The sequence below is a fragment of the Vibrio sp. 10N.222.46.A1 genome, from assembly GCF_041473595.1.
Lineage (GTDB): Bacteria > Pseudomonadota > Gammaproteobacteria > Enterobacterales > Vibrionaceae > Vibrio > Vibrio tasmaniensis_A.
In genome coordinates this window covers 1-336 of sequence record NZ_JBFRSN010001861.1, presented here as the reverse complement: position 1 = coordinate 336, position 336 = coordinate 1, and the positions used below count along the sequence as shown (strand labels likewise).

1 protein-coding gene is annotated in these 336 nt (G+C 42.6%); it reads right to left on the bottom strand.

The annotated features are described in order from the left end of the window. Positions 1–336: TetR/AcrR family transcriptional regulator (locus tag AB4496_RS29645; RefSeq protein ID WP_372133721.1), on the bottom strand; the 336-nt coding region annotated here is incomplete at both ends.

Below are 336 nucleotides of genomic sequence, written 5' to 3'. Positions count from 1 at the left end.
ACCTTGCACATCTGTATAGCCTCGACCGATGAGTAACATAAATCGACTCGTACCATTTGGCCTTACATCATTGAGTGCCCTTAGTGGCTGCCTTAAAGACTCAAACACGTCACTCATAGAATACGTTTCGTTCAAATTTAAGTTCACTAGTGCATCTTGCAATGCTGGCATAAATGCTTCTAAGTAACGATTGAGTACCGCACGAACCAGAGTCTTCTTATCGCCAAAGTGGTAGTTCACTGAAGCAAGATTGACATTGGCTTTACTCGTAATCGTGCGTAAAGAGGTGTCATTAAAACCGTGCTCAGCAAATAAGCCTTCAGCCACATCTAAGAT